This window comes from Paralcaligenes ureilyticus, assembly GCF_004346225.1.
Classification (GTDB): Bacteria; Pseudomonadota; Gammaproteobacteria; order Burkholderiales; family Burkholderiaceae_B; genus Paralcaligenes; species Paralcaligenes ureilyticus.
The window spans coordinates 202,133-221,304 of record NZ_SMAJ01000006.1 but is presented as its reverse complement, the minus strand read 5'-3'; the positions used below and the strand labels follow the sequence as shown (position 1 = coordinate 221,304).

Annotated in this window: 14 protein-coding genes; 11 read left to right on the top strand and 3 right to left on the bottom strand. The window is 59.4% G+C overall.

What is annotated here, in order from left to right; translation table 11 throughout:
• From bcsZ to EDC26_RS20140, 8 genes are read left to right on the top strand one after another with little or no spacing between them, the layout of a single operon-like run.
• On the top strand, positions 1–1,257 hold the full coding sequence (bcsZ, locus tag EDC26_RS10510; RefSeq protein WP_243700870.1) for a cellulose synthase complex periplasmic endoglucanase BcsZ: 1,257 nt from the start codon (positions 1–3) through the stop codon (positions 1,255–1,257).
• A complete protein-coding gene (locus EDC26_RS10505; protein WP_165930990.1) occupies positions 1,254–5,099 on the top strand; it encodes a cellulose synthase subunit BcsC-related outer membrane protein in 3,846 nt (1,281 codons plus the stop codon). The genes bcsZ and EDC26_RS10505 overlap by 4 nt, the downstream gene beginning before the upstream one ends.
• Positions 5,100–5,137: 38 nt before the next feature.
• Complete coding sequence (gene bcsE, locus EDC26_RS10500; RefSeq protein WP_132582278.1) at positions 5,138–6,793, top strand: cellulose biosynthesis protein BcsE; 1,656 nt, start codon at positions 5,138–5,140, stop codon at positions 6,791–6,793.
• Positions 6,790–6,981: a hypothetical protein gene (locus EDC26_RS10495; protein ID WP_243700869.1), complete on the top strand. Its 192-nt coding sequence runs from the start codon at positions 6,790–6,792 to the stop codon at positions 6,979–6,981. The genes bcsE and EDC26_RS10495 overlap by 4 nt, the downstream gene beginning before the upstream one ends.
• Positions 6,978–7,739, top strand: coding sequence for a cellulose biosynthesis protein BcsQ (gene bcsQ, locus EDC26_RS10490; RefSeq protein ID WP_132582274.1), 762 nt, complete (start codon positions 6,978–6,980; stop codon positions 7,737–7,739). The genes EDC26_RS10495 and bcsQ overlap by 4 nt, the downstream gene beginning before the upstream one ends.
• A gap of 1 nt (position 7,740) precedes the next feature.
• A complete protein-coding gene (bcsA, locus tag EDC26_RS10485) occupies positions 7,741–10,389 on the top strand; it encodes a UDP-forming cellulose synthase catalytic subunit (RefSeq protein ID WP_243700868.1) in 2,649 nt (882 codons plus the stop codon).
• A 24-nt stretch (positions 10,390–10,413) separates the two neighbouring features.
• Positions 10,414–11,988 (top strand): cellulose biosynthesis protein BcsG, encoded by a 1,575-nt coding sequence (bcsG, locus tag EDC26_RS10480; RefSeq protein WP_132582272.1) that lies wholly within the window; start codon positions 10,414–10,416, stop codon positions 11,986–11,988.
• Entirely contained in the window at positions 11,981–12,157 is a 177-nt protein-coding gene (locus tag EDC26_RS20140; protein WP_165930989.1) for a hypothetical protein, read from the top strand. The genes bcsG and EDC26_RS20140 overlap by 8 nt, the downstream gene beginning before the upstream one ends.
• 123 nt (positions 12,158–12,280) lie before the next feature.
• On the opposite strand, the gene lysA is transcribed toward EDC26_RS20140, so the two are convergent.
• The 3 genes from lysA to EDC26_RS10465 are packed head-to-tail and all read right to left on the bottom strand — an operon-like array spanning position 12,281 to position 16,229.
• Complete coding sequence (gene lysA, locus EDC26_RS10475; protein WP_132582270.1) at positions 12,281–13,558, bottom strand: diaminopimelate decarboxylase; 1,278 nt, start codon at positions 13,556–13,558, stop codon at positions 12,281–12,283.
• The gene (lptM, locus tag EDC26_RS10470; protein ID WP_132582268.1) at positions 13,555–13,776 is read right to left on the bottom strand and encodes an LPS translocon maturation chaperone LptM; all 222 of its coding nucleotides are present in this window, start codon (positions 13,774–13,776) and stop codon (positions 13,555–13,557) included. Before lptM ends, lysA begins: the two co-directional genes overlap by 4 nt.
• Before the next feature lie 14 nt (positions 13,777–13,790).
• Positions 13,791–16,229: a penicillin-binding protein 1A gene (locus EDC26_RS10465; RefSeq protein ID WP_132582266.1), complete on the bottom strand. Its 2,439-nt coding sequence runs from the start codon at positions 16,227–16,229 to the stop codon at positions 13,791–13,793.
• A 115-nt stretch (positions 16,230–16,344) separates the two neighbouring features.
• Between EDC26_RS10465 and EDC26_RS10460 the strand changes: the two genes are divergently transcribed.
• Genes EDC26_RS10460 through EDC26_RS10450 form a run of 3 tightly spaced genes read left to right on the top strand, consistent with a single transcriptional unit; the run spans position 16,345 to position 19,172 of the window.
• Complete coding sequence (locus EDC26_RS10460) at positions 16,345–16,956, top strand: shikimate kinase (protein ID WP_132582264.1); 612 nt, start codon at positions 16,345–16,347, stop codon at positions 16,954–16,956.
• A complete protein-coding gene (aroB, locus tag EDC26_RS10455) occupies positions 16,953–18,038 on the top strand; it encodes a 3-dehydroquinate synthase (RefSeq protein WP_132582262.1) in 1,086 nt (361 codons plus the stop codon). Before EDC26_RS10460 ends, aroB begins: the two co-directional genes overlap by 4 nt.
• Positions 18,039–18,044: 6 nt before the next feature.
• Complete coding sequence (locus EDC26_RS10450) at positions 18,045–19,172, top strand: deoxyguanosinetriphosphate triphosphohydrolase (protein WP_132582260.1); 1,128 nt, start codon at positions 18,045–18,047, stop codon at positions 19,170–19,172.

Here is a 19,172-nt window from a genome sequence, read left to right as displayed (position 1 = left end):
ATGGCGACATCCGCGGGCTGCTGCCGGTATGCGAAATTGACCTGCACCGCGTCGGCGAGTGCAGCCTTTGCAAGGCTTACCGGGTTGCTTGCGATGGTGTTGACCGCCTGCGTCGTCATGCCCGCGCAGGCGGCGAGCGCAGCAACAGTGAAACCCAGCGCTACCTCGCGTGCCTGCGCTGCTTGGCCCCGATGGGAGGCATTCAAGGGCAACTTCATTAGCACCGATGGCCGTGTCATCGATGTGGGTTCGGCCGATGCCAGAACGGTGTCCGAGGGCCAGGCCTATGGCTTGTTCCTGGCGCTGGTCGCCAACGACAGGCCGCAATTCGATAAGCTGCTTGATATGACCCAGAATATCCTGGCGCAGGGCGACCTGACCAAGCATTTGCCGGCCTGGCTATGGGGCAAACGCGGCGATGGGTCGTGGGGCGTGATAGACAGCAACCCCGCGTCGGACGCCGATCTCTGGCTGGCCTATACCTTGTTGCAGGCGGGCCGTATTTGGCACGAACGGCGTTTCACAGCCCTGGGCACTTTGCTGGCCAGGCAAGTATTGAGCCAGGAGACCGCGCGTTTGCCCGGACTGGGCTGGTCGCTATTGCCGGGTTCCAAGGGTTTCCATCCCTCGGCCGGTGCCTGGCGGCTCAATCCCAGTTATGCGCCTTTGCAGGTTCTGCGCGGGCTTGACGCGGTTTTGCCTGAACACGCCAAATGGCGCCAGCTTATCGAGACTTCGCGGCGCTTGCTCGTGGAAACGGCGCCGCATGGTTTTTCACCCGATTGGGCGCAATATCAGTCGGCCAAAGGCAAATCCGGATTCGTGCCCGACACGGCGACGCGCGCTCTGGGCGGCTACAACGCCATCCGTGTCTATTTATGGGCGGGCATGCTCGATCGCACCGATCCCGACGCGTCCTTGTTGTTGAAAACATTCAGGCCCATGGTCGATTATGTGCGCACGCACGGTTTTCCTCCTGAAACGATCGACACGGCGACAGGCGAATCGGGGCCTAATGCGGGCAACGCCGGATTTTCGGCGGCCCTGGTGCCGTTTCTTCAGGCGTCGGGCGAGCCGCTGCTGGCGCAGGCCCAGGCCGCTCGTGTGGCGCAACTGGAAACCCGGACGCCATCGGGCTATTACGGCCAGGTTCTAAGTCTGCTTGGGCTTGGCTGGCAGGTGGGCCGATTTCGTTTCCGAGCCAATGGCAGTTTATGGCTGGCCTGGCGGCACGGTTGCGCGATGGAGCTGCAATGAATGGGGCTGCGGTTTTACACAGCCCGTCGCTTAAGGTGTTGACGGCGGCGTTATGTTGTCTGATGGAAGCCGCGGCGGCGAGTGCCGCCATGACCCCTCTAAATGGGGTGGCTCCGCCCGTGCAGGCAGTCGGGCCGGCCAGTGTTGTGGCGCAACTGATTGCCAGCGCGCGGTTCTGGAGCCAGAAGCAGCGTGATGATCTGGCCATTGGGCAAATCCAGAAGGCCTTGCGGATTGCTCCCGATAATCCGGATGCGCTGGGCACATTGGGCCTGATCGAGGTTCGCATGAGCCGTCTGGTTGAGGCCGCCAGACTGGTGTCCCGCCTGAATACGCTTAGCCCGGATTCGGATGCCGCGCGTGAGCTCGATTATGCGTATCGGATGGCAGGCCCCGACAAGCAGGAGTTTGCCACCGTGCGCCGTTTGAGCAATACGGACCAGACGGCCGAGGCCGTTCGACGTCTTAAGGCCCTGTTTCCCAAAGGCCCTCCGCAAGGCGACCTGGCCGCGGATTATTTTGATGTGCTGGCGCAAAATCCGCCGGATCGCGCCGGGGCTATCGCGGCGCTGCGGCAAGTGACGATCCGGCATCCGGAAAATTTCAATGCGGCGTTGACACTGGCCTCGCTGCTTAACAGGGAGGCCGCCACTCGAATGGAGGCCGCGTCCATCGTCGCCCGGGTTTTTAAGGATTCCGAAGCGGGTCGATCTTCCGTTTTGAGCGTTTGGCGCCGGATTTTGCGCGCCGCCGGCGACGACCCCGCTTATCTCCAATCGTTGCAGGCGTATGCGGCTGCAGCGCCCGACGATACTGAATTCAAGGACTTATTGACCGCTACCCTTGGCAAGCAGCACGAACAGCGCGCGTTGGCGGCCGACCCCTATTGGCAGGCGCAGCGCGAGGGCCTGAGCCTGCTGGATCGGGGCCGGGTTGCGCAGGCTGCGCCATTGCTGGAAAAGGCCATGACCAAGCGTAGCACTGATCCCGAACTGCTTGGAGGCCTTGGCATATTGAGAATGCGCCAGAGTCGCCAGGCCGAGGCACGAATTCTGTTCGAACGCGCCGCAAAGATTGACCCCGCCGGGCGTGAAAAATGGGAAGGTCTGGCGGCTACCGCCCAATTCTGGAGCACCTTGCGGCTAAGCTCGGATGCGTCCAAGAGTGGAAATCCGGCCCAGGCCGAGCGCTACGCGCGCGCAGCGATGGCCATGCAGCCCGATAACGCCTATGCCCAGAGGGTTCTGCTTGATTCCTTGCTGGCGCAAAAAAAATGGCGCGAGGCCGAACCCATGTTGCGCAGGCTGCTTGCGCAGCCCGCGGCAGACGTCGGCGTGGTGCGCGATATGAGCACCTTGTTGCGAGGGTCGGGCAGGGCCGACGAAATCGCGTCCATGATGAGAGGGCTGCAAACCCGTTTCACAGGAAAAAAGCAGGCGGCGTTTCAGCAGTTGCGCGCCGATCAGTTAAGCACTGATGCGGATCATTTGCTGAAGCAGGACAAAACAGGCCAGGCGCTTGAAAAACTGGAGCAGTCGCTAAAAGAGGACCCGGATTCGGCATGGACGCGTTATACGCTGGCGCGAACTTATCTGAGCTTGGGATTGCCCCAGTTGGGGCAATCGGTGATGAACGAAGGGTTCGCCCGCAGCAAGGCGGCCGACATGAGTTACGCGACCGCGTTGTATCGGAATGGGCAAGATGATGTGCCCGGCGCCATGGCGGCCATTGGACGGATTGCGCCGGCGCAGCGCACCGAAGGCATGCGGGCATTGGCGCACAATTTGCAGGCGCAGCAATTATTGAAAAAGGCGCGTGCCCAATTTGCCAGGGGCCAGCATGTAGCGAGCGAGAAAAGCCTGAACTCGGCTGCGGCGCTGGCCGTGGATGATCCTTACATGCTGGCCTCGCTGGGATCCGAGTGGATCGCGCAGGGCCAGCCCGATCACGGGCTTGGCCTGCTCGGCCATTGGATACATGCGCACTCCGCCAAGCCGGATGTGGATGTGCTGTTGCGCTACGGCGATTTGCTGGCCAGCGCCAAGCGTGAGACCACGTTGAAAAGGTGGTTGGCCGATATAGGCAAAATCTCGGGGCTGACACCGAAGCAGAAGCAGCGTCTGGAAGACCAAGGCTTGCGGCAGGTGTTGCGGGCGACCGACCTTGCTCTGGCCGATGAAGACTACGAGCAGGCGGAAAAATTATTGAATCAGGCCGGCCCGGCGTACCGTGCGGATTCGCGATGGTTGCTGGAATTGGTCGACTTGCGCCGCGATCAGGGCCGCTACGCCGAGGCGCGCACTGTGCTCGCCTCCATTCTTGCCAAGAAGCCTGACGATCTCGATGCCCAGTTGGCGTTGGCGCGGGTGCTTGAGCAGAGTGGCGAACGCAGAAAGGCGCTGACCGTGGTGCGCAATGTGGTGAGCGAAGCGCCCCCCGACGATGTTGATACCCGCCTGTCGGCGGCGCGGCGGCTGGTGGCACTTAGGCGCCCGCAGGAAGCCGCTGTGCTCACCGACGACCTGCATGCGCGGTTCGCGCAACGTCCCGATGTGACCGTGCAGCAGGGACGTATATTGGAAGCGACCGGGCAATACGATCTGGCCAAAGCGCGCTTTCAGGCGGCCTTGGCTCAGGAGTCGCAGGCCGGTGTGCGCCCTGGCCGCGATGGCACTCCGGCCGAGGCGGCCTTGATGGATCTGGATCTGCGCCCGCAGCCGCTGATTGAAACCGCCTTTATCCCGTCCTACGACTCGGGCACTCCCGGCGTGTCGCTATTCCACGGTGTTACGGTGCCCCTGCATGTTCAAGTGCCGCAGGGCTATGACGGCCACTGGTTTTTTCACGCTGATACGGTAAAGCTTGACGCTGGAACCCTGGATGATACGGCGGACGCATACTCCTGGAAATCTTTTGGCCAGTTTGCGGCTTCCCCGCAAAGCGCTCATGGGTCGTTCGATACTCGCGCGACAGGCGTGGCGCTGGGCGCCGGATTTGAAGCCGATAACTGGCGTGCCGACGTGGGCACGACGCCGCTGGGGTTTCCTGTGCAAAATCTGGTGGGCGGGGTGAAGGTGGATATTCCCAATGATTACGTCAATCTTAGAGTGAACGCATCACGGCGCGCGTTGACGAGCAGCGTGTTGTCTTATTCCGGTGCCCGCGATCCCGTCAGTGGCGAGGTCTACGGCGGTGTAGTCCGCACGGGTGTCGATGTTCGCGTATCGCGCGATGTCGGCAAAGCGGGTGTGTTCGCGCAGCTTGGGGCGGGCGTATACACGGGCCGCAACGTCGCGCCAAACCAGGCGTATGCCTTGCGCACGGGGTTTACCGTTCCGGTCTTGTCGGGCCGCAATTGGCGTGTGGAAAGCGGCCTGGTCGGTAATTATTGGCATTATGCGAAAAATCTGGATTTTTATACTTATGGTCAGGGCGGCTATTACAGCCCGCAACGCTATCTTTCGGCGGGAGTGCCGTTGATCTGGACAGGCCGTTCAGGCAAGGCGTCATGGGGGTTGCAGGCAACGGTGGGCTTTTCGCAGGCGACCACGGCCGATTCAGATTTCTTCCCCACCCGCCCAGACTTGCAGGCCAAGGCTTTGCAAGCCGGCTCTGATAATGTCCATACGGGCGGCAGCAGCAGCGGCGTGTCGTACTCGGTCCAGGGCATTTTTCAGTATAACTTTACGCGGCATATCGTCGGCGGCCTGAGCTTTTCGCTTGATCGTTCAACGACATATACACCATCCACGGTCATGATTTATTTCCGTTATCTGTTTAATCCGGATACCGGCCCGGTAAAATTTCCGCCCCATGGGGCGCAGCTGTATTCGGATTTTTGACACGCGCCAACCGCGCTTCACGGAGGTTCCCGCTTCATATGGCGACTTCTTTTTCAGCAGCCTCGACATGGCTTGGGCGAGTGGGCGCTTTGCGTCGTCGCGGCAATTCGCGACTGGCCATCGAGTCTTTGCCTGATGCCTATACAGCGCTTGATAGCGTGGGCCTTTATGCGGTGCATGTGAGTGCCTCGCCGGCGCGTGATGCGTTGTTGTTCGATACGGCGAAAAATTCGCGAGCCAAGAAGGTGACGCTGGTTTTGAACCGGGATACCACTGAGGTTGCAGCGTTTCTGCGCGAGCGTGGATTTACCTCGCGGGGTGCGGCTGCGTGGCCGCGCAAGATTAACGTCCTGGCATGCCCGCCTTCCGGGCAAGAGATGTCGATGGAACAGTCCGCTGCCTTCCCCACGCTGGGGCGGCTGATTGGAGGTTTGCAGGCGATCAGGCGATACGGATTAAAGGCGGGTTCCCTTTATCTTGTGGAGGGCGCCGATAGCTGGCTTAGCTGGCACAATTCGGCTGCTCTTGCGCAAGAGGCCGATTATCTGGCGCATTGGTGCAAGGCGCGTCGTTGCGTCATGGTGCTGTTTTTAAGCTATCACCGCCAGAGCGATAGTCCGTTGGATCGAAGCATTGACGGTCAGGATCCGTTTAGCCGCGATTCATCGGGCGGCGTGAGCTTGCACGGATTCCATGGCGCTTTTACAGGCGTTGCCTATTTATCGCAATCGCTGGGCGAGATGGTGTGGATGGCGAAGTTCTGGCGTGTTCAGGACGCCATGGTGACCGCTCAGTCCCAAGCCTTGCGCTTTACCCCGGAAGGGAGGCTGGCGATCGCGCTTTCGACGCGCGAGGTGGGCGCATCCATGCTGCTTACTCGCGATGAGCACCGGGTTCTGGCGACTCGGGCAGCCGTGGAAGCAGAAGAGTGGGTGCCGCCCGAATGGGAAATTGTCTCCGACCATGACGCAATGACGGCCGCTTGCCAACAGGCTCGCGGCGCGACGGTTCTGCTGGACTATTCCCTGGCGGATGATCTGGATGGTCTGTGTCGAACCGTCCATGAACTGCGTAGTCATTGCGGGCGAGCCATCAAGATTGTGGTGCGCGAGCGCGGGTTGTCGATGCGCCATCAAAACGAATTGCTGGTGCTGAGTCTGGGGGCCAATGTGGTGGCCTCCCGCAATTTGTCGCTGGCGCAGCTTCAATGTCTGATCGAGTCGACGCAAGGGCAGCTTAGTACTCGTCCGATTATCGATGACTACCGTACCGCCCTGGCGGCCGTACAGAGCGAGTCGGCACGCGGTTATTTGAATATGGCGGCATTTTGCGATTACGTTGAACGCCTGATCGAGCGCAGGCATGTGCTGCATCTGCCGCACGCAATGCTGCGGCTACAGTTGTGTTCCGACGTGTCGCATCTGGAAGTGTTGCAGGCTTGCGCATTGTTGCGCTCAGGCGACATCTGTAGCGCTGATGCGGATTTTCTATACCTGTTTCTGTTTGGATGCCCCGTTTCGGATGCCGATATCGTCTTGGAAAAAATATTCGACAGCAAGCTGAACTGCTACTTTGAAAACACAGAGTACTACGGTGTCTTTAAGGACCGAATCGCGCAGATGAAGGCCCAAAATTCCAGGCACCCGGCGCCGGACTACACGGATGTGCTTGCGGCGCCAGGGGTTCCATCATGAATGTGCTTGTGTATTTTTTTCTGGTAGGGTTGGCGGCGGGCGTGCCGGTCTGGATCCTGTGGCAATATCTTCGCCCTCGCGTGAGCGGCTTGCCCCTATTGCGCCGCAAGGACGTGGTGGCGGTCGATCTCAATCCGGTCGTGTTGAATGGCCGTTACGTCACCGATATTGCCAGGCGCTCCGAATGAAGATCATCGCAGTGACCTCGGCCTGCGGCGGCGTGGGGAAAACGACGCTTGTGGCGTCGCAAGCGGCGTTGCTGTTGCGCCGCCAAATAACCGTCGTTGCTCTTGAGATGAACAGGCAAAATGTGTTGGGCTCGTTTCTGGGTTTGCCGGATCGATCGTTGCCGGGTTTGCTCGCGCATGCGCGAGACGGGCAGGTTGCGTGGCCCGCGGCGATGCATCGCAATGAAGAGGGCGTCCGCCTGGTGCCGTTTGGTCAGGCGGATATGCCCGACGCCATCACTTTTGATTCAATGCTTTTGAATGACCCGGATTGGCTCGCGTCTCAGTTACAGAGCATCGATCTGCCGGAGAATGGGGTCGTTTTGCTGGATACCGCCAGCCTGCCCGATATCAAGGCGGCGCAGGCGATTCGTTGCGCCGACCTGGTGCTTTGCGTCACGCGCCCGGAGCCGGTGGCCAATGCCGCATTGGCTCAATCTTTCGAGATGCTTAGTGCCGATAGCCGCAAGCTGAAAATAGTGGCCAATGGTGTTTCGCCGGCGCGCCCGATGCATTACGACATGCTGACCATGTTGCGCGCGTGCGTGGGAATCGATACCTTGTTGCCCCTGCGAATTCATTTCGATGATGCCGTGCCTGAGTCGTATGCGCGCGGCGTGCATTGCTTTGATATGGCGCCTCATTCGCAAGCCGCGCACGATCTGCAGGGCTTGGCAAATTGGCTGGCGCATTGGGTCAGGACAGGCGAGGCGCACTGATATGTCCGCGCCAGCATTCGCGCCCGATGCGCCAGACAATGGTTTTCGCATGCGTTGCGCCGCGTCGCTGGGGGTGGCGCCGCAAGCCAGCTGGCCGATTTGGCTGTTGCGGGTGTTTTTTTGCGCGCCTGCGGCGGGCAAGCCGGACTGGATTCTTTTGTGCGTGACGGCCCTTTATCAACGAGCGTGTGACCGGCTGGACATTTCTGCCGAGCGGATGTGGTTCGACTGGCCTTTGCGTTTGCTGATACGGGCGCCCGGGGCAGGACGGCCCGACTTCATCCGCAAAGGTCTGCTGGCGGGCATCTTCAAGGCCGCCGATGCGTTGGGAGTGATCGAACTGTATAGCTTGCGGGCCTGGATTTGGCGCGTTTTCATTCAGCCGCCCTCCAAGAACACGTTCGGGCGTGCATTGGTGGACTGGGTCGACTGGATGGTTGCCATAGTGCGCCGGCCGCTGCGCTGGGTTTACGCAAGGCTTGCCGCGATGCTTCCGCCTGTGCCGTGGGAGCGTTGGTCGCAGGCGACGGAGCGCCGCATAGGCGGTTTGGGCCGCTACAAGGCGATCATGATCGTGCTGGTGGTTTTTGGGCTGGGCGTGCTGTTGCTGGTAGGCACCGCGCCGCTGGCGCCGGACTCGCAAATCCTGTTCTTTGGCATTACCGTTGTGATCAGCCTGTTTGTCCGGCGTTTTCCTGGGCGTCTTGCCGTACTTCTGCTGGTTGCCTTGTCGGCAACGGCAACCTTTCGCTATATCTGGTGGCGTACAACGCAGACACTGGATTTCCCCAGCTCTACCGAAGCACTGATAGGTTACGCGCTTTACTTTGCTGAAGCGTATACCTGGTTTATTTTAGTGCTGGGCTACGTTCAAACGACCTGGCCGCTTAAACGCCATGTAATGAAATTGCCCGACGACATTGCGTTGTGGCCGTCTGTCGACGTGTTTATCCCGACCTACAACGAACCATTGTCGGTCGTGAAGCCCACCATTTATGCGGCCCAGGGAATAGACTGGCCTGCCGACAGACTGCGCATTCATCTGCTCGACGATGGCAAGCGCCCGGAATTTCGCGAATTCGCGAAGATCGCCGGAGTCAACTACATAACGCGCGATGACAATCGGCATGCCAAGGCCGGAAACATCAATCGCGCACTGGAGAAAACACAGGGCGAGTACATCGCCATCTTTGACTGCGACCACATTCCAACGCGTTCTTTCTTGCAAACGACGATGGGAACCATGCTGGCCGACGAAAAATGCGCGCTGGTTCAAACGCCGCATCATTTCTTTTCGCCCGACCCGTTCGAACGCAATTTGAATACATTCCGCAAGGTTCCCGGTGAGGGCAGCTTGTTTTATGGCTTGGTGCAAGACGGCAACGATTTGTGGAACGCAACTTTTTTTTGCGGGTCGTGTGCGGTCATCAAGCGTGCGCCACTGGAGGAAATCGGCGGCATTGCGGTCGAGACCGTTACCGAAGACGCGCATACCTCGCTTAAATTGCACCGGCTGGGCTATAAATCGGCCTACCTGTCGACGATTCAGGCGGCAGGGCTGGCCACCGAAACCCTGGCCGGCCATATTAGCCAGCGGATTCGCTGGGCGCGGGGCATGGCGCAAATATTCAGGATAGATAATCCGTTTTTCGGCAAAGGCTTGAGCTTTTTCCAGCGCCTTTGCTATGGCAACGCCATGCTGCATTTCTTCTATGGTATTCCGCGACTCGTCTTTCTGGTGATGCCGACCGCGTTCTTGTTATTTCAGATGTATTTTATCAACGCCTCGGCACTGGCACTGGCCGCGTTTGTGCTGCCCCATATTATGCTGGCCAATATTGCGAACTCGCGCGTTCAAGGTAAATTTCGTCACTCGTTCTGGGCGGAGGTATATGAGTCGGTACTGGCCTGGTATGTCATTCTGCCGACGACTATCGCGTTTTTCAGCCCCAATCATGGCCGGTTCAATGTCACCAGCAAGGGCGGTCAGGTTGAGCAGGGCTATCGGGACTGGAGCATATCCATGCCGTATCTGATCCTTGCAGTGATCAATCTGGTGGCCTTCGGTTTTGGCTTGATGCGGTTCTACTGGGGCACGAGCGAAACATCGACGATCATGATCAATCTGTTCTGGACGCTCTACAACATGATCATGCTGGGCGCGGCGATTTCGGTATCGCGCGAAACACGTCAGATACGCGGCGCGCACCGCAGTCCCATGCGTATTGCGGCCACGGTGCTGCTACAGGACGGCCACACCGTCGCCTGTCATACTTCGGACTACTCGACGGGAGGCTTTGGCCTGACACTGCCCGAGCCCTTGCCGCTCGAACAAGGGACGCCTCTGGGCGTTTGCCTGGGCTTAGGCGAGCGTCAATTCTATTTCGAGGCGCGTGTGGCCCGGTCCATTGGCAGGCGCATGGGGGTTGAATTCGCATCGTTGTCGGCGGAAAAGGAGCGCGAGCTGATCCAGTGCACCTTTGGCCGGGCCGATGCGTGGCTTGAGTCCGATGCGGACAATGTGCCGGATCTGCCTTTGCGCAGTCTGATTGAGGTGATCGTGATGGGTTTTGAAGGGTATGTAAAGCTGGGTGGCGAGATGCTCGGTTCGATATGGTCTTTGCTGGCGCTCGGCCGTCGGCGGGCGTGAAAAGTATTCATTCGGAAGATAAACATGGCTAGTTGGAATTTATATTTCCTGCTCAAATTGTTCCTGTATTTCAAGGGAAGTCTGGCTCCTCTTTGGGGAGCCAATCTTGTTTTCATCCTGATCCTCATTTTGCCCATCGAACGCCGCTGGATCCGCGCCGTACGTCTTCTGCTGGCCTTGGCCGTCGCTATCCCTTTGCTCTATTACGAGTCGTCCCTGCCACCGTTCGCTCATGCGCTTGAACAGCTGGGCAGCATCATGAAGTTCGATTCGAGCTATTTGCGCGAATTGGCCGAGCGTTTTATTCCGGCCCGCTTGCTGTGGACGGGTGTGCTCGCCATCGTGATTTATTACGTGCTGAATCGCTGGATCCGCTTCAGCTCGCTGGTGCTTATTGCATTTATCTCGATACCGCTGTGGCATTTGATCGACGCAAGACTAAGCCTGCGCGAGGGTCCTGTTGCACCAGTCGTGGCCAGTGCGGCAGCGGCCGACGCGGGTGGCGGTGCACTGAATGTGGTGGGCAACAATTACGAAGCGGCGCTTAAGCGCTTCCGGGAAACCGAAGCGCCGCGGCAGGTTGTATTCAAGCCCGCCGACCCCCGGGCCGATGCGCAGTTTGACATCATCATGGTGCATGTTTGCTCATTGTCCTGGGACGACCTCAAGGTGGCCCAAGCCCTGAATAACCCGCTTTTGAGCCATTTCGATTATCTTTTCACCCATTTCAGCGGCGCCGTCAGCTACAGCGGCCCGGCGGCTATCCGGTTGTTGCGCGCCGATTGCGGACAAACGCCGCATAAGGCTCTTTATAAGCCCGTGCCGCAACAGTGCCATATATTCTCGGCTTTGCAGCAAGAAGGATATACGCCGCAAATTGCGTTGAATCACGATGGCCAGTTTGACGATTTCATCGGCGACGTGACGCGCAATATTGGCGTGCCCGGCATAAAGAAAATGTCGCTCGAAGGGGTGCCTGTGGCCATCAAAGCCTTTGACGACTCCCCGATACGCGATGACCTGGCGACGCTGGATCGCTGGTGGGCCGCTCGTCAAAAAGTTCAGGGGCCGGTCGCCTTGTACTACAACACGATTACTTTGCATGACGGCAACCATATGGTTGGTTCGAAGATGTCGAGTGTCAAGTCATATCCCCTGCGCCTGGCCAAGCTGATGTCCGACATCGATCAATTTGCCTCGGTGGTGCAGGCATCGGGACGCAAAGCCGTTCTGGTTTTTGTCCCCGAGCATGGTGCCGCGCTGGAAGCCGAGCCGGGGCAGATTGCCGGGTTGCGCGATATTCCTACCCCCAAAATCATTAATTTGCCGGTGGGCGTGCGCTTGATCAATTTTACCGGCCACCGCGGGCCCACACAGGTCATCAGCGCGCCCAGCAGTTATCTGGCGCTGGCGCAGCTACTGGCGAATATGGTTTCCAATAGTCCGTTCAAGCCCGATTCGCCGCCCTTGATTCAATATGCCTCGAATCTGCCGCAGACGGAAATGGTCGGCGAGAACGACGGAATCGTTACCCTGCCTACCCCGAAGGGCTATGCGATGCGTAATGCCGCCGGCAACTGGACGGTTCAAAATGAATGACAAAGATAAATGGGCGGTCAGCGACATTGAGCGGCTGCATGCGCATTTGCCTGAGGTCGATCCGAGGCATTATTTTGATCAGCGGGAACACAATGCTTTGCAAAAGGCGTTGACTACCTGGCCCGTGTTGGCCCGATTAATGGGCCTGCGCCCGCCTGGCGAGCCGTGAGTTTCGGCGCTAGTTCAGCATTCGCGGCACGGTTTTTGGCAGCCACAAGGGCTGCCACTACATTGGCATCAAGGCGATCAATTCGCTGTCAGTGCGCTGTTGTAGCGACAGCCCTTGTGGCTGTCATGACGGCAAGACCGATTCGCTGTCGAAGAGGCTGGCCAGGGTTTCGCGCGGGCGCACTACGTGAACCTGGTCGCCATCGACCATGATTTCGGCGGCGCGCGGACGCGTGTTGTATTGGCTGGCCATGGCAAAGGCGTAAGCGCCGGCCGACATGATGGCCAGCAGGTCGCCTTGCTTGATGGCCAGTTGCCGGTCGCGCGCAAGCCAATCGCCGCTTTCGCAAATCGGCCCGACAATATCGTAGGCCAGGGTGGCGGATTCTGTGCGTGGCGCGACAGGCTCCACATCGTGCCACGCCCCATACAAGGTGGGACGGATCAAATCATTCATGGCGGCGTCGACGATGGCAAAGTTTTTAGCTTCGCTGTGTTTCAGGTATTCGACGCTGGTCAGCAACACACCGGCGTTGCCTACCAGGGAACGGCCGGGCTCAAGCACAACTTGCAAATGCCCCAGGCCGTGTGCCTCCAGACGTTCGAAAACGGCATCGAGCAGCACGGTGGGCGACAGCAGGGTTTCGTCGGTGTAGCGTATGCCTATCCCGCCACCCAGATCCAGGTGCTCGATAGCGATGCCGGCCTGCGCCAGGGCTTCGATCAGCGCCAGCAGTTTGTCGAGCGCATCCAGGTAGGGGGCCACTTCGGTAATTTGCGAGCCGATATGGCAATCGACGCCAAGCACCTTGATGCCGGGCAGCGTGGCCGCCCGCTGGTATACCGCCAAGGCTTGTTCGATGGCGATGCCGAATTTGTTTTCTTTCAGGCCCGTAGAGATATAGGGGTGGGTTTTGGCATCGACATCGGGATTGACGCGCAAAGATACCGCCGCGATGGCGCCGGCTTGATTTGCCACCTGCGCGAGCCTTGCCAGCTCGGCCTCCGATTCTACGTTAAAGCACTTCACGCCCGCCTTCAAGGCCGCCTGCATTTCCCAAGCCTGCTTGCCCACGCCGGAAAAAACAATTTTGTGGGGATCGGCGCCGATGGCCAGGGCCCGCGCCAGCTCGCCACCCGACACAATGTCGAAGCCGGCGCCCAGGTTCTTGAATTCGTTCAGCACGGCCAGGTTGGAATTGGCTTTCATGCCATAGCAGACCAGCACATTGCGCTGGCCCACAGCCTGGCGATACGATTTCCACGCTTCATTCAGCGCCTGGCGCGAATATACGTAGAGGGGCGTGCCGAATTCTTGCGCCAGACGCGTCAGAGGGATGTTCTCGGCATGCAGAACCCCGTTGCGGAACTGGAATTGAGGCGCGACAGTTACCCTGTTCATTTAATCGGAGTGGCCTGGGCCGGAACCGGCGCGTTGTTCTGATCGGCCGTGGGCGCGGTGAGGACGGGCGGCTTGGTCAGAGAGGCATTGGGCGGCGGTGGCGGGGGCATGTACAAGGGGCCTTTATAGCCGCAGCCGGCCAGCGCCCAAAGCAGGGTGAGCCCAGTCGCAAGGCGAGGCAGACAACGAGCGGAAGTGGTCAAAGAAGACACTGGCATGAAGACTCTATATTTTAAAAGGGTACTTTTTCAGGCTGGGCCGCACGCGGGCTGGCGCTGGCACCGCCCAGCTGATTGAGCAACTGGCTGATGCCGTCGTTGCCGCCGCTGTTGCCGCTGCTGGCGGTGTCGCCTGTGGGCAGACCCACCCGCGCCACGGCTATGCCGGGCGGAAATTCGGAAAAGTAATAATCGCCGTCTATCTTGCTTAAACCCGGAGGCATGGGGCCTGGCGGTGTCTGCGGTTGGCCGGCGAGGGCGACGCGCATAAAGCCGAGCCAGATGGGGAGAGCCGCGCCGCCGCCGGTTTCGCGATCGCCCAGCGAGCGGGGCTGGTCGTAGCCCATCCAGGCCACACCTACGATTTTGGGCGTGAAGCCTGCGAACCAGGCGTCGTGAGAATCATTGGTGGTGCCGGTCTTGCCGCCGATGTCGTCGCGCTTGAGTTCGCGGTGTACGCGAGCTCCGGTCCCGTAGGTAGCGACGCCGCGCAGCAAATCATCCATGACGTAAACGGTGCGTGGGTCGATGGCGCGTGCCGCGGCATCGCCCGCAATGGTGGGTTTGGCCTGCATGATGACTTTGCCGCTGCTGTCGGTTACATGGTCGATCAGGAAGGGGGGCACCCGGTAGCCGCCATTGGCAAATACCGAGTAGGCGCCCGCCAGTTGCAGCGGGGTCACACTGCCTGCGCCTAGCGCCAGAGGCAGGACAGCGGGCTGTCGAGCCCGGTCAAAACCGAAGCGGGTGATGTAGTCTTGCACATACTTTGGGCCCACCGCCTGCATGATGCGGATCGACACCATGTTCATGGACTTGTACAAACCCTGGCGCATGGTCAGCATGGGGTTGTATTCGTTGCCGTAGTTCTTGGGGTTCCAGGCTTTGGAGCCGGTTTGGGCGGCGGTCAGCGAGAATGGTTCGTTGGAAATCTGGGTGGCGGGGGTCAGGCCGCGTTCGAGCGATGAGGCATAAAGAAAGGGCTTGAAGCTTGAGCCTGGCTGGCGCCACGCCTGTGTGACGCGATTGAACTTGCCTTGATCGTAGTCGAAGCCGCCCACCATCGCTTGTATGGCTCCGTCTTGCGGATTGAGCGCCACAAAGGCCGCCTGTACCGACGGCATATTGATGACTTCCCAGTAGTCACCGTTCTTGTGCAGATACACGACCGAGCCGCGCTGGATTTTGACGTCGGGCTTGGCGTTTTTGGCCAGGCCGCGCGCCACGACGCGCAAGGCGCGCTTGTCGGTGACGTCGATGATTTCCTGCGAGCTGCGGGCGACGGTGATTTTGTTGGGATCGGCCGAAAGCACCAGGCCCATTACGATATCGCCGCTGTCGGCGTATTTTTCCTGGAGATCGTCAATAATGGGATCGAGCTTGGCCGGATCGTGTTCGATGCCTGCGGGCAGGTCTATGGTTTCTTCGGGGCCCGGGTAGGCCGAACGGCGCGTGTAATCGAGCACTCCCTGGCGCAGCGATGTGTAGGCCGCTTCCTGATCTTTGGAGTTGACCGTGGTGTAAATATTGAAGCCGCGCGAATAGATGTCGTCTTGGTAAACATCGTATAGCAGTTGCCGCGCAAGTTCGGCCACGTAGTCGCCGTGGATGGCGTAGCCGCCTGAAGGTGTGCCTGGCGCCGATTTGATCTGTATGGGCTGCGCCATGGCCTGTTTGTATTCGTCGTCGGTCAGGTAGCCCAGCGCTTTCATGCGGCCCAGCACATAGCCCTGCCGCACTTTGGCCCGCTTGAAGTTGGCGATGGGGTTAAAGCGCGACGGTGCCTTGGGGATGCCCGCGAGCATGGCGGCCTCGGCCGGCGTGATTTCAGACAGGGGCTTGCCGAAATAGGTGCGCGATGCGGCGGCGAAACCATATGCGCGATGGCCCAGGTAAATCTGGTTCATGTACAGATCAAGGATCTGATCTTTGCTAAGGTTGGCTTCGATCTTGAACGTCAGCAGCAGTTCGTAGAATTTGCGGGTATAGGTTTTTTCGGACGACAGGTAAAAATTGCGGGCGACCTGCATGGTGATCGTGCTGGCGCCCTGGGCCTTGGACATGTGCGTGATGTTGGCGATCATGGCGCGCAACACGCCGGACCAGTCGATTCCGCCATGCTGATAAAAACGATCGTCCTCGGCCGATAGAATCGCCGATTTCATGACGTCGGGGATTTCGTTGAAGCGCAAGACGTTGCGCCGTTCTTCGCCGAATTCGCCGATCAGCACCTTGTCGGCCGTGTAGACGCGCAGGGGCACTCGCGGACGATAATCCGTCATGGCATGCAGGTCGGGCAGATTAGGCCACGCCAGTGCCAGCGCCAAGGCACCGAGCAGGGCGACGCACAAGCCCATGCCGATGCAGAAAATGGCCGTCTTGAAAAAGAAACGTCCGATCCAGGATGAGGATGCGGCGCTGGAATTGGATTTGGAGGAGGTAGCAGAACTCATTAGGGGCGATTTTAAGTCTAACCTTGGGCAGACTATGATTTGCTCAGCGGGTTAATGTAACTGAACAATGCAGTGTATCCGTCTGTCTGGGGATTGCAAGTGAGATAATACACAAATGAACAAGCCTTTATGCCGCAGCGCGACGACGAGCGAACCTCAGGACCCGGGCGGAGCCGATGCTCCGGTCGGTTTACTGCTGTCTGATGAGCAGCCCATCTTCCTGGTTGGCATGATGGGCGCCGGCAAGACGACGATAGGTCGCAGTCTGGCTCGCTTGCTGGACCGCGAATTCCTTGATCTGGATCACGAACTCGAAGCGCGCTGCGGTGTGCGAGTGTCGTTAATTTTCGACATCGAAGGCGAAGAAGGGTTCCGTCGCCGCGAAACGGCCCTGCTTGACGAATGCTCGCGCCGCCCGGGCATTATCCTGGCCACCGGCGGGGGCGCTGTATTGAACGCCGAGAATCGTCGTTATTTGCGCGAACGCGGCGTGGTCGTTTACTTGCATGCCACTGGCGATGAGCTATACCGTCGCGTGGCGCGCGATCGCACCCGGCCCTTGCTGCAGACCCCCGATCCGCGCGCCCGCCTGCAAACCCTGCTGATGCAGCGCGAGCCGCTTTATCAAGAGGTGGCCGCCATTACGATCGAAACCGGTATTATGCCGATATCGCAGGTCGCCCAGTCACTGATTTCCTTGTTAAAAAAATACCAGAGTCATTCATGAGCACGGTTCGTGTGAGCACACCCGGAGGATCCTATCCGATTCACATCGAAGCAGGCCGCCTCGAGCGCCTGGCCGACAGCATTCCTCACGATGCTACCGCCATCGCCATTGTCACCAATCGCACCGTGGCAGCCCATTACGGTGAGCGCGCCCGGCGGGCGCTGGCTCAAACGGGCTTGCGGGTAATCCTCATCGAGCTGCCCGATGGCGAAGCCTATAAAGACTGGCAGACCCTGAATCTGATTTTCGACGCTTTGTTACAAAATCGTTTCGATCGGCGTTCGGTGCTGCTGGCCTTGGGCGGCGGGGTGGTGGGCGATGTGTGCGGTTTTGCCGCCGCGACCTACATGCGCGGCATCCGCTTTGTGCAGGCGCCCACCACCTTGCTTGCGCAGGTGGATTCGTCGGTGGGCGGTAAAACCGCCGTCAATCATCCTTTGGGCAAGAACATGGTCGGTGCGTTTTATCAGCCGGTTGCCGTCGATATCGATACCGATGTTCTGAACACCTTGCCGCCTCGCGAGATTTCGGCAGGCCTGGCCGAGGTCATCAAATACGGCCTGATCATCGACGCGGAATTCTTCGCCTGGTGCGAGCAGAATGTAGCGGCGTTGCGGGCGCTGGAGCCCGCTGCAATGACTTATGCCATCAGGCGTTCATGCGAACTGAAAGCTTTGGTGGTGTCGCAGGACGAGCGCGAAACAGGCCTTCGGGCCATTCTCAATTTCGGCCATACCTTTGGCCATGCCATTGAGGCCGGTCTGGGTTTTGGCACATGGCTGCATGGCGAAGCGGTGGGCTGCGGCATGGTTCAGGCGGCCGAACTCTCTGCCGCGACGCTGGGCTTGTCGTCAGACAGCGTCGATCGGGTGCGCAATCTGGTTGAGGCGATTGGGTGCCCCACTCAGGCGCCTGATCTGGGGGCCGCGCGCTGGATCGACCTGATGCAGGTCGATAAAAAAACCGAAGCGGGCCAACTGCGCTTTATTCTTTTGCCGCGAATCGGACAGGCGGTATTCCAGTCGGTACCCGCCGCCGCACTGCAAGCCGTGCTGGGCAAGACCGTTGTGCCGAGCTTGTAGGCGGCCATGACATCCTTGGCCTCCTACGCCTGTCGCCCCGAGCAGTCGCGTGGCCGCGTGCATTCCGAAGCGGCGCCGGTCAATCGCAATCAGTTCCAGCGCGACCGCGACCGCATCATCCATTGCAATGCCTTTCGCCTGTTGGAATATAAAACGCAGGTTTTCGTCAATCATGAGGGCGATCTGTTTCGCACACGCCTGACGCACAGCATCGAGGTCGCCCAGATAGCCCGTACGCTGGCGCGCAATCTGGGTTTGCACGAGGATCTGACAGAGGCCATTTCCTTGGCCCACGACCTGGGGCATACGCCGTTTGGCCATGCCGGCCAGGACGAGTTGAATGCCTGCTTGCGTGAGCTTGCTCCCGAGGTTGGCGGCTTCGAGCACAATCTGCAAAGTCTGCGTGTGGTCGACGAGCTGGAAGAGCGCTACGCCGCCTTCAATGGTTTGAATCTGTGCTTCGAAACGCGCGAGGGCATACTTAAACACTGTTCTTTGCGGCATGCCCGTTTGCTGGGCCCGGTGGGCGAGCGCTTCTTGAACAAGACCGAGCCCTCGCTCGAGGCGCAGATTGCCAACCTGGCCGATGAAATCGCCTACAACAATCACGACATCGACGATGGCCTGCGCTCGGGGCTGATCAGCGTGGCGCAGTTGCAGATGCTGGAAATATTCGCGACTCATTACGCGCAGGTCTTGCGGTTACATCCGCGCCTTGAGCCGCGCCGCGCAATTGCCGAAACGGTACGCGCCATGATCAATACCCTGGTTACGGATTTGACCGAGACCACGCTGGCCAATATACATAGGCATCAGCCCGATAGCGTCGATGCGGTGCGCCGGGCTCCGGCGCTGGCCGCGTTTTCAACGTCAATGCGCCGTCAGACGGATGCGCTCAAGAAATTTTTGCTGGAAAATCTTTATCGGCATTATCGTGTCATGCGCATGACGAACAAGGCGCGCACCATTGTGCGCGATCTGTTCGAGGCGTTTTTGAAAGAGCCGCGTTTGCTGGCCGATGATTATCGCCGCGATAACGAGCAAGCCCAGGCCCGCGCCATCGCCGACTATATCGCCGGTATGACCGATCGTTTTGCGATACGGGAACATCGGCAATTGTTCCAGATGGAGTAG

Coding starts and splice junctions, on each gene's coding strand:
- bcsZ (WP_243700870.1), top strand. CDS start 1: ATGGCGACATCCGCGGGCTGCTGCCGGTATGCGAAATTGACCTGCACC.
- EDC26_RS10505 (WP_165930990.1), top strand. CDS start 1,254: ATGAATGGGGCTGCGGTTTTACACAGCCCGTCGCTTAAGGTGTTGACG.
- bcsE (WP_132582278.1), top strand. CDS start 5,138: ATGGCGACTTCTTTTTCAGCAGCCTCGACATGGCTTGGGCGAGTGGGC.
- EDC26_RS10495 (WP_243700869.1), top strand. CDS start 6,790: ATGAATGTGCTTGTGTATTTTTTTCTGGTAGGGTTGGCGGCGGGCGTG.
- bcsQ (WP_132582274.1), top strand. CDS start 6,978: ATGAAGATCATCGCAGTGACCTCGGCCTGCGGCGGCGTGGGGAAAACG.
- bcsA (WP_243700868.1), top strand. CDS start 7,741: ATGTCCGCGCCAGCATTCGCGCCCGATGCGCCAGACAATGGTTTTCGC.
- bcsG (WP_132582272.1), top strand. CDS start 10,414: ATGGCTAGTTGGAATTTATATTTCCTGCTCAAATTGTTCCTGTATTTC.
- EDC26_RS20140 (WP_165930989.1), top strand. CDS start 11,981: ATGAATGACAAAGATAAATGGGCGGTCAGCGACATTGAGCGGCTGCAT.
- lysA (WP_132582270.1), bottom strand. CDS start 13,558: ATGAACAGGGTAACTGTCGCGCCTCAATTCCAGTTCCGCAACGGGGTT.
- lptM (WP_132582268.1), bottom strand. CDS start 13,776: ATGCCAGTGTCTTCTTTGACCACTTCCGCTCGTTGTCTGCCTCGCCTT.
- EDC26_RS10465 (WP_132582266.1), bottom strand. CDS start 16,229: ATGAGTTCTGCTACCTCCTCCAAATCCAATTCCAGCGCCGCATCCTCA.
- EDC26_RS10460 (WP_132582264.1), top strand. CDS start 16,345: ATGAACAAGCCTTTATGCCGCAGCGCGACGACGAGCGAACCTCAGGAC.
- aroB (WP_132582262.1), top strand. CDS start 16,953: ATGAGCACGGTTCGTGTGAGCACACCCGGAGGATCCTATCCGATTCAC.
- EDC26_RS10450 (WP_132582260.1), top strand. CDS start 18,045: ATGACATCCTTGGCCTCCTACGCCTGTCGCCCCGAGCAGTCGCGTGGC.